At 70.4% G+C, this 9,080-nt stretch carries 11 protein-coding genes; 7 read left to right on the forward strand and 4 right to left on the reverse strand.

All coding sequences use genetic code 11. The annotated features are described in order from the left end of the window. Window positions 1-115 precede the first annotated feature (115 nt). The 3 genes from ABZ854_RS10570 (at window position 116) to ABZ854_RS10580 (ending at window position 2,289) form a co-directional block, all read left to right on the forward strand. Window positions 116-1,294: a GAF domain-containing sensor histidine kinase gene (locus ABZ854_RS10570; RefSeq protein ID WP_361207349.1), complete on the forward strand. Its 1,179-nt coding sequence runs from the start codon at window positions 116-118 to the stop codon at window positions 1,292-1,294. Beyond that, window positions 1,287-1,928, forward strand: a complete 642-nt coding sequence (locus ABZ854_RS10575) for a response regulator transcription factor (RefSeq protein WP_361207352.1) — start codon at window positions 1,287-1,289, stop codon at window positions 1,926-1,928. Before ABZ854_RS10570 ends, ABZ854_RS10575 begins: the two co-directional genes overlap by 8 nt. Window positions 1,929-2,043: 115 nt before the next feature. Next, window positions 2,044-2,289, forward strand: coding sequence for a chaplin (locus tag ABZ854_RS10580; protein WP_361207355.1), 246 nt, complete (start codon window positions 2,044-2,046; stop codon window positions 2,287-2,289). A 167-nt stretch (window positions 2,290-2,456) separates the two neighbouring features. Here ABZ854_RS10580 and ABZ854_RS10585 read toward each other — a convergent pair whose 3' ends face one another. Then, window positions 2,457-3,248 carry a hypothetical protein gene (locus tag ABZ854_RS10585; protein ID WP_361207357.1) on the reverse strand — a complete coding sequence of 264 codons (792 nt, stop codon included), beginning with the start codon at window positions 3,246-3,248 and terminating at the stop codon, window positions 2,457-2,459. A 150-nt stretch (window positions 3,249-3,398) separates the two neighbouring features. On the opposite strand from ABZ854_RS10585, the gene ABZ854_RS10590 reads away from it, so the two are divergent. The 3 genes from ABZ854_RS10590 (at window position 3,399) to ABZ854_RS10600 (ending at window position 5,804) form a co-directional block, all read left to right on the forward strand. Beyond that, a complete protein-coding gene (locus tag ABZ854_RS10590) occupies window positions 3,399-4,190 on the forward strand; it encodes an ABC transporter ATP-binding protein (protein ID WP_129309883.1) in 792 nt (263 codons plus the stop codon). Between the two features lie 54 nt (window positions 4,191-4,244). Beyond that, entirely contained in the window at window positions 4,245-4,676 is a 432-nt protein-coding gene (locus tag ABZ854_RS10595) for an NfeD family protein (protein ID WP_361207361.1), read from the forward strand. 150 nt (window positions 4,677-4,826) lie between these two features. Further along, the gene (locus ABZ854_RS10600) at window positions 4,827-5,804 is read left to right on the forward strand and encodes an SPFH domain-containing protein (RefSeq protein ID WP_361207364.1); all 978 of its coding nucleotides are present in this window, start codon (window positions 4,827-4,829) and stop codon (window positions 5,802-5,804) included. Window positions 5,805-5,939: 135 nt separating this feature from the next. Here the strand turns inward: ABZ854_RS10600 and ABZ854_RS10605 are convergent, their stop codons facing one another. From ABZ854_RS10605 to ABZ854_RS10615, 3 genes are all read right to left on the reverse strand, one after another. Next, window positions 5,940-6,446: an HNH endonuclease gene (locus ABZ854_RS10605; RefSeq protein ID WP_361207367.1), complete on the reverse strand. Its 507-nt coding sequence runs from the start codon at window positions 6,444-6,446 to the stop codon at window positions 5,940-5,942. Window positions 6,447-6,617: 171 nt separating this feature from the next. Then, the gene (locus tag ABZ854_RS10610; protein ID WP_361207370.1) at window positions 6,618-7,157 is read right to left on the reverse strand and encodes a YbhB/YbcL family Raf kinase inhibitor-like protein; all 540 of its coding nucleotides are present in this window, start codon (window positions 7,155-7,157) and stop codon (window positions 6,618-6,620) included. Between the two features lie 40 nt (window positions 7,158-7,197). Next, window positions 7,198-7,980 carry a sporulation protein gene (locus ABZ854_RS10615; RefSeq protein WP_361207373.1) on the reverse strand — a complete coding sequence of 261 codons (783 nt, stop codon included), beginning with the start codon at window positions 7,978-7,980 and terminating at the stop codon, window positions 7,198-7,200. A 101-nt stretch (window positions 7,981-8,081) separates the two neighbouring features. Here ABZ854_RS10615 and ABZ854_RS10620 point away from each other — a divergent pair, with 101 nt between their 5' ends. Then, on the forward strand, window positions 8,082-8,732 hold the full coding sequence (locus ABZ854_RS10620; protein ID WP_361207376.1) for a DNA-3-methyladenine glycosylase: 651 nt from the start codon (window positions 8,082-8,084) through the stop codon (window positions 8,730-8,732). Window positions 8,733-9,080 lie beyond the last annotated feature (348 nt).

Genomic DNA, 9,080 nt, shown 5'->3' on the forward strand with positions numbered 1-9,080 from the left:
TACGCCGCCCGCCCGGGGCCGGGCGACCTACCCCCACGGCCCTAGGCCCTGAGGACCAGCCCCGCCGTCCCCCTGTCCGATCCGGCCTGTCACACCCCGCCGGTACCGTGAGGTCATGAGTCAAGGCCCCCGGTCCGGCCTCGCCGCGGTCAGCGCCGCGCTGCTGGCCATGAGCAGACACCTGGAGGTGCGCGACGTCCTGAAGACGATCGTCGCCTCCGCCCGCGAGCTGCTCGACGCGCAGTACGCCGCGCTGGGCGTCCCGGACGACCACGGCGGCTTCGCCCAGTTCGTCGTCGACGGCGTCAGCGACGCCCAGTGGAAGGCCATCGGCCCGCTGCCCCGGCGGCACGGCATCCTCGCCGCGATGCTCGACGAGGCCCGGCCGCAGCGTCTCGCCGACGTGCGCAAGGACGCCCGCTTCGAGGGCTGGCCCTCCGCCCACCCCGACCTCGTCGATTTCCTGGGCCTGCCCATCCGCGACGGCGACGAGGTCATCGGAGCCCTGTTCCTGGCCAACAAGCTGCGTCCTGTGGGGCAACACCCCCCACACCCCCCGTGCCCGAAGCCCGAGGGCAGCTGCGGTTTCACCGAGGACGACGAGGAACTCCTCTCCATCCTCGCCCAGCACGCCGCGATCGCCCTCACCAACGCCCGCCTCTACGAACGCAGCCGCGAACTGACCATCGCCGAGGAACGCTCCCGCCTCGCCCACGAGCTGCACGACGCCGTCAGCCAGAAGCTGTTCTCCCTGCGCCTGACCGCCCAGGCCGCCGCCGCGCTGGTCGACCGCGACCCCGCCCGTGCCAAGGGCGAGCTGCACCAGGTCGCCGCGCTCGCCGCCGAGGCCACCGAAGAACTGCGCGCCGCCGTCGTCGAGCTGCGCCCCGCCGCCCTCGACGAGGACGGCCTGATCGCCACCCTGCGCACCCAGACCCAGGTCCTCGACCGCGCCCACACCGCGCGCGTGACCTTCTCCACCACCGGCTTCCGCGCCCTGCCCGCCGCCCAGGAGGAGGCCCTGCTGCGCGTCGCCCAGGAAGCCCTGCACAACGCCCTGCGGCACGCCGGCGCCGACCAGGTCCACGTCAGCGTGGACCGGCGCGGCGGCGGAGCCGTCCTGCGCGTCACCGACGACGGCGGCGGCTTCGAACCGAAGACGGTCCGGCGCGCCGGACGCCACCTCGGCCTGGTCTCCATGCGGGACCGGGCGAGCGGGGTCGGCGGCAGGCTCACCGTGGAATCGGCGCCCGGCAAGGGCACCACGATCGAGATGGAGGTACCCGGTGGCTGACGCGATCAGGGTGCTGCTCGTCGACGACCACCAGGTCGTCCGCCGGGGACTGCGCACCTTCCTGGAGGTACAGGACGACATCGAGGTCGTCGGCGAGGCCGCCGACGGCACCGAGGGGGTCGAGCGCGCCGAGGAACTCCGGCCCGACGTCGTCCTCATGGACGTCAAGATGCCGGGCATGGACGGCATCGACGCCCTGCGCCGGCTCCGCGAGCTCGACAACCCCGCGCGCGTGCTGATCGTCACCAGCTTCACCGAGCAGCGCACGGTCGTCCCCGCGCTGCGGGCCGGCGCCGCCGGGTACGTGTACAAGGACGTGGACCCCGACGCCCTGGCCGGCGCCATCCGCTCCGTGCACGCCGGGCACATCCTGCTCCAGTCCGAGGTCGCGGGCGCCCTGCTGTCCCAGGAGGAGAACAACTCCGGTCAGGGGCGGGGGAGTTCCCTCACCGACCGGGAGCGCGAGGTGCTCGGGCTGATAGCCGACGGGCGCTCCAACCGGGAGATCGCCCGCGCGCTCGTGCTGTCCGAGAAGACCGTCAAGACGCACGTGTCGAACATCCTGATGAAGCTCGACCTGGCGGACCGTACCCAGGCGGCGCTTTGGGCCGTACGTCACGGTGTGACGGGCTGAGATTCATACCGTCGTGGGAATGTCACCCGGATGGCGCATCCTCCGGCGATCTCCGCCGTTCTCCAGTGCGTGCCGCGGCGCACCTGCCGCGGTGAACACCTAGGAGGGGCTGAAAGTGAAGAACCTGAAGAAGGCGGCGGCCGTGACGCTGGTGGCGGGGGGCCTGATGGCCGCCGGTGCGGGAATGGCGTCCGCCGCGGGCGGCGCCTGGGCCGACGGCGCGGCCCAGGGCTCTCCCGGTGTCGCCTCCGGCAACCTCGTCCAGGTCCCGGTGCACGTCCCGGTGAACGCCGTGGGCAACAGCGTGAGCGTCATCGGCGCGCTGAACCCCGCCTTCGGCAACCTGGGCCTCAACCACTGACACGCACCGGCCGCAGGCCTCCCGCTCCACGGGAGGCCTGCGGCCGCGTCGTGGCTTACGCAGCTGCGGGCAGGCGTTGCCGCAAGGGGCGGCACGGGTGGGCGCAACGGCACCCTGCCGGCGCCGGTAAGCGTGACCCACCCTGCCCAGCCACAGCTCACGACACCTTACGAACGCCGCTCCCGTTCCTCCACAACGGAGTTGTACGCCGCTACCTGCGCCCGCCGAGCCGTCCGCTCCACCGGCCGCAGCGCCTCCGCCCGAGCGGCCATCTCCGCGGAGCTGACCGCACCCCCGTGCCCATTCCCGTACGCCAGGGACACCAGCAGCCCCACCCGCTGAGCCAGCTCCAACACCCGCACCGCACGCGGCGGATACCCGGGCGCCAGCACCTCCTCCCCCCGCCCCCGCTCGGCCCGCGCCCGATACGCGTCGATCGCCGCCTCCGCCACCGGCCCCGACCCGGCGACATCCAGCTTCGACAGCACCTCGGTCGCCTCCCGCAGGGCCTCCGCCAGCTCCCGCTCCGCCTCGCCCAGCGACGGCACGTCCGCGGGCGGCGCCTCCCGCACCGGCAGACAGTGCCACACCACCTCGACGTGCACATCACCCTCGGGCCCGGCCTCGTACACCTCAGGCACCATCCCGAACGCGGCCCCGAAGCAGACCACCGCCTCCTCCGCCTCCAGCGCCCGCGCATTGAACGGCGGTGGCCCGCTCAACCCCAGCGGATGCCCCGGCGCCGGCAACGCGACCCGCAGCCCCGTCGCCCCCAGCGCCCGCAGCCGGCCCAGCGCCAGCGACATCCCGACCTGGGCGGACTCACCGGGCAGCCCCTCCACCCGGTGCACCGCGTCCTCACCCACAATGGCGAGCACGGCGTCATCCGGAGAGACAAGTCCGGCCAAAAGGGCGTTTCCCCAAGCGGCAAGGCGTCCTGAACGCGGTTCCGAGAGCATGCCCCCACCCTAAGGACCGGACCGATGGATGGGAGCCGCGCACGCGTGGCGTAGATTTCATAAGGGCTGCGCCCACCGGCGCGGCGGACCGAGCCACAGGCGTACGCGACAGCCGAGACCGGCCACACTGCAAGGGGAGACAACGCGCTCATGAGCGATGTTCTGGAGCTTCAGGACGTATCCGTGGTCCGCGAGGGCCGGGCTCTGGTGGACCAGGTCTCCTGGTCGGTGAAGGAGGGCGAGCGCTGGGTCATCCTCGGCCCCAACGGCGCCGGCAAGACCACCCTCCTGAACGTCGCCTCCAGCTACCTCTTCCCCAGCAAGGGCACCGCCACCATCCTCGGCGACACCCTCGGCAAGGTCGACGTCTTCGAGTTGCGCCCGCGCATCGGCGTGGCCGGCGTCGCCATGTCCGAGAAGCTCCCCAAGCGCCAGACCGTCCTGCAGACCGTGCTCACCGCCGCCTACGGCATGACCGCCGGCTGGCAGGAGGAGTACGAGGACGTCGACGAGCAGCGGGCCCGCGCCTTCCTCGACCGCCTCGGCATGAGCGACTACCTCGACCGCCGCTTCGGCACCCTCTCCGAGGGCGAGCGCAAGCGCACCCTCATCGCCCGCGCCCTCATGACCGACCCCGAACTGCTCCTCCTCGACGAGCCCGCCGCCGGCCTCGACCTCGGCGGCCGCGAGGACCTGGTCCGCCGCCTCGGGCGGCTCGCCCGCGACCCGATCGCCCCCTCCATGATCATGGTCACCCACCATGTCGAGGAGATCGCCCCCGGCTTCACCCACGTCCTCATGATCCGTCAGGGCAAGGTCCTCGCCGCCGGCCCGATCGAGCTGGAACTCACCTCCCGCAACCTCTCCCTCTGCTTCGGCCTCCCGCTCGTCGTCGAGCAGGTCGGCGAGCGCTGGACCGCGCAGGGCCTCCCGATGGCCTGACGCCCGCGCCCACGCGCCCTGTCGGCCGTCAACCCGCGGACCTACCATGGCCGTGTGAACGGCATCGACGCATGGGTGTGGTGGCTCGTCGGCGCGGCGGCGCTCGGCATCCCCCTCGTGGTCACCGCGATGCCCGAGTTCGGCATGCTCGCCGCCGGTGCCGTCGCCGCCGCGATCGCCGCGGGTCTCGGCTTCGACGCCGTGATCCAGGTGCTGACCTTCGTCGTCGTCTCGGTCGCCCTCATCGCCGTCGTCCGGCCCATCGCCGTACGGCACGGCGCGCAGCGCCCCCGACTCGCCACCGGAGTGGACGCGTTGAAGGGCAGACAGGCCGTCGTACTGGAACGCGTCGACGCCTCGGGCGGCCGTATCAAACTCGCCGGGGAAGTCTGGTCGGCCCGCGCCCTCGACACCGGCCGCGCCTACGACGTCGGGCAGGAAGTGGACGTCGTGGACATCGAGGGGGCCACCGCGATCGTCATCTGAGCCATCCGGAGACGGCCGGAGTCATCCGAGTCATCTCGCCCATCTGACCCACGAGTTGCACGACGGTCTGTCAGACTCGACCAGCAAGATCTTCAACAGCCATAAGATCTGCCGAAGGCGCCGAAGCGGAGAAGGGTACGGGGAGCGACGATGGAACCGGTCATCATCGTCTTGATCATCCTGGTGGTGTTGGTCTTCATCGCCCTGATCAAGACCATCCAAGTCATCCCACAGGCGAGCGCCGCCATCGTCGAGCGCTTCGGCCGCTACACGCGGACGCTGAACGCGGGCCTGAACATCGTGGTCCCGTTCATCGACACCATCCGCAACCGCATCGACCTGCGCGAACAAGTCGTGCCGTTCCCGCCGCAGCCGGTGATCACCCAGGACAACCTGGTCGTCAACATCGACACCGTCATCTACTACCAGGTGACCGACGCCCGGGCCGCCACCTACGAGGTCGCCAGCTACATCCAGGCCATCGAGCAGCTCACCGTCACCACGCTCCGCAACATCATCGGCGGCATGGACCTCGAACGCACCCTGACCTCCCGCGAGGAGATCAACGCGGCCCTGCGCGGCGTCCTCGACGAGGCCACCGGCAAGTGGGGCATCCGCGTCAACCGCGTGGAACTGAAGGCCATCGAACCCCCGACCTCCATCCAGGACTCGATGGAGAAGCAGATGCGCGCCGACCGTGACAAGCGCGCCGCCATCCTCACCGCGGAGGGCACCCGCCAGGCGGCGATCCTCACCGCCGAGGGCGAGAAGCAATCCCAGATCCTGCGCGCCGAGGGTGAGGCCAAGGCCGCGGCCCTGCGCGCCGAGGGTGAAGCCCAGGCCGTGCGCACGGTGTTCGAGGCGATCCACGCCGGCGACCCCGACCAGAAGCTCCTGTCCTACCAGTACCTCCAGATGCTCCCCAAGATCGCCGAGGGCGACGCCAACAAGCTCTGGATCGTCCCCAGCGAAATCGGCGACGCCCTCAAGGGCCTCTCCGGAGCTATGGGCAACTTCGGCCCCCTGGGGGGCGGCGGCCAGGGCGGCAACGGCGGCAACAATCCCACGGTCCCGCCCCAGAACACCGGCACGACCCCCCAGCGCTACGAAAAGCCGGGCATCGACTAGGGGCGACCACTCAACGCAGGTTCCCACAGCGCCCCGCAAGGGGCGCGGGGCCGTATCGACATTGCGGCTCCGCCGCGTGGGCGCGACAAGCCACAACGGACCCGCGTCCGACGACGAACAGAACCAGGCAGGCGCCTACGCCGCTTCCCCAACCAACCATCCAGGCAAGGCCCCGAACTCCTCGGCCCCCAGCGACAGCAACATCGCATTGGCAGGCGTAGGCTCGAACGGCGCCCGCAACAACGCCATCCCCGCCTCCTCCGGAGTCCGGTCCGCCTTCCGGTGGTTGTCCTCCGCGCACGCCGCCACCGTGTTCAGCCACGTGTCCCGGCCGCCCTGCGCCCGCGGTACCACATGGTCCACCGTCGTGGCCCGGCGCCCGCAGTACGCGCACCGGTGCCGGTCCCGGACCAGCACACCCCGCCTCGACCACGGCGCTTGTCTTCGGAACGGCACCCGTACATATCTGCACAGCCTGATCACCTGGGGCGCGGGTATGTCGAGATCGGCACCGCGCATCCGCAGCTCGGGGTGGGCCTGCTCGACGACCGCCTTGTCCTGCAGCACCAGCACGACGGCACGGTTCAGAGTGACCGTCGACAGCGGTTCGAAGCTCGCGTTGAGGACCAACGTGTCACGCATCCAGCCCACCTCCCATGTGCACCTGCCCACCCCAGGCGGGCTTGGATCAACTCTGGACGGGCGCGCCGAGATGGACAACGCAATAAAAAAATGCCCGCCTCTGATCACTTCCAGGACCAGAGGCGGGCAAACGTTCTATGAACGTCCGATGTTCGACGGGGCCGGGTCGGCTCAGCCCTCACCCGGATTCTCGTACTCACCGATCAGCTGGGCGCGTCCGATCGTGTGGAACCGCAGGTTGAAGCCGACGGCGGCCGGAGAGGCGTCCGAGTCCGGACCGAGCTTCTCCTGGTCCACCGCGTACACCGTGAAGACGTACCGGTGCGGACCGTCCCCGGGCGGCGGAGCAGCCCCGCCGAACTCCTTCGACCCGAAGTCGCTCCGCGCGTGTACGGCACCCTCGGGCAGCCCCTCGAACTTGCCGCTGCCCGCACCGGCCGGCAGCTCGGTCACCGAGGCCGGGATGTCGAACAGGACCCAGTGCCAGAACCCGCTGCCCGTCGGCGCGTCGGGGTCGTAGCAGGTCACGGCAAAGCTCTTGGTCCCGGGCGGGAAGCCCTCCCACCGCAGCTGCGGCGAGGTGTTGCCCTCCGCGTGGACCTGGGCGCTCCCCAGCGTCGCGCCCTCCTCGACGTCCGTGCTCGTCACCGTGAACGACGGCACGGGCGGGTGGAAGTCGTGGGGGAGCGGCCGCCGCTTGAGCTCGGTCACCTCGGTACCTCCTGATCGATTCCGTTCGGTGGAACCGAGCCTAGAACCAGTTGCGCCTGCTGCCGACCTCGGACAGCCACTGGTTGAGGTATGCCGCCCAGTCGGTCCCCTGGAAGTCGTGCAGACCCACCTGGAAGGAGCGGTAGGTGTCCGAGCCCTCGCTGAACAGGCCGGGCTTCTTGTCCATCTCCAGGACGACGTCCATGGCGTGCTCGTCGGCGACGAAGCTCAGCTCGACCTGGTTCAGGCCCCGGTACTGCGACGGCGGGTAGAACTCGATCTCCTGGTAGAACGGCAGCCGCTGACGCGTGCCCCGGATGTGCCCGCGCTCCATGTCCGCGTTCTTGAAACGGAAGCCCAGCTGGATGAAGGCGTCGAGGATCGCCTGCTGCGCCGGCAGCGGGTGCACGTTGATCGGGTCCAGGTCGGTGGAGTCGAGCGCGCGGGCGATCTCCAGCTCGGTGGTCACGCCGATGTGCATCCCGCGCAGGGACTGCCCGTCGATCATCGTGACCGGCGTCTCCCAGGGGATCTCCAGCCCGAACGGCACCGCGTGCACGGCCCCCGACTGCAGCTCGAAGGCACCGCCGAGGCGCACCTTCGTGAACTCGATGTTCTGCTTGTACTCCTCGTCGCCGCTCTCCACCTCGACCCGCGCCTGCAGGCCGACGGACAGCGCCTCGATGTCCTGGTTCACGGACCCGCCCTGGATCCGGACCTCGCCCTGGACCACCCCGCCCGGGACGACGTTGACCTCGGTCAGCACGGTCTCGACCGAGGCACCGCCGGCACCGAGGCTCGCGAGCAGCTTCTTGAACGCCATTGACTCTCCCTTTACGAATGGACCCTCGCCCCGTACAAACGCGATCCAGCCGCCACCGGTTCCGCCCTTGCGCTGACCCGTCTGGACTACCCTCGGACGGCATGATCGCGCCCCCGGACCGTACGCCACTGCCCCGAGAGTTCTTCGACCGCCCCGTTCTGGAGGTCGCCCCCGACCTCCTCGGCCGCGTCCTGGTCCGGACGACCCCGGACGGCCCGATCGCCGTACGCCTGACAGAGGTGGAGGCGTACGACGGCCCCAACGATCCCGGCTCCCACGCGTACCGCGGCCAGACGCCCCGCAACGCCGTGATGTTCGGCCCGCCCGGACATGTGTACGTCTACTTCACCTACGGCATGTGGCACTGTATGAACCTCGTCTGCGGCCCCGAGGGCCGGGCGAGCGCGGTCCTGCTCCGGGCCGGGGAGGTGATCGAGGGCGTCGAGCCCGCCCGCAAAGGCCGGCTCTCGGCCCGTAACGACAAGGAACTGGCCAAGGGCCCGGCCCGGCTGGCCACGGCCCTGGGCATCGACCGGGCCCTGGACGGCACCGACGCGTGCGCCGCGGACGAGACACCCCTGAGGATGCTGACCGGCACGGCCGTACCCCGCGACCAGGTACGCAACGGTCCTCGCACCGGCGTCGCCGGCGAGGGCGGTGACGGGGAGATCCACCCGTGGCGGTTCTGGATCGCCAACGACCCGACGGTGAGCCCGTATCGGGCGCACGTGCCCAGGCGCCGCCGAAGTTGACGCGGCCTTGCGAGGTGCGTAATGTAGCCCGAGCCGCTGAACCGGGTACGGCGATCGCCAGCAGCCGGAGCGGCCAACCCACTACCTAGCTACCACCCCCCACCGGGGTCGTTTTCGGCGCGCCCGCGTGCCCGAATTCGAACTCGTGAGACTCGATTATGAGTTGCCGAGGGAATCGGCTAACGTAGTGAATGTCGAAAGGGCGACGGCGAAAGCCGAAAACCCCCAGGCAAATCCCGCCGACCGGGAATCGGACGCCGAAAGGATCTGATAGAGTCGGAAACGCAAGACCGAAGGGAAGCGCCCGGAGGAAAGCCCGAGAGGGTGAGTACAAAGGAAGCGACCGTT

Source organism: Streptomyces sp. NPDC047028, from assembly GCF_040644095.1.
In the GTDB taxonomy this organism is placed as follows: domain Bacteria; phylum Actinomycetota; class Actinomycetes; order Streptomycetales; family Streptomycetaceae; genus Streptomyces.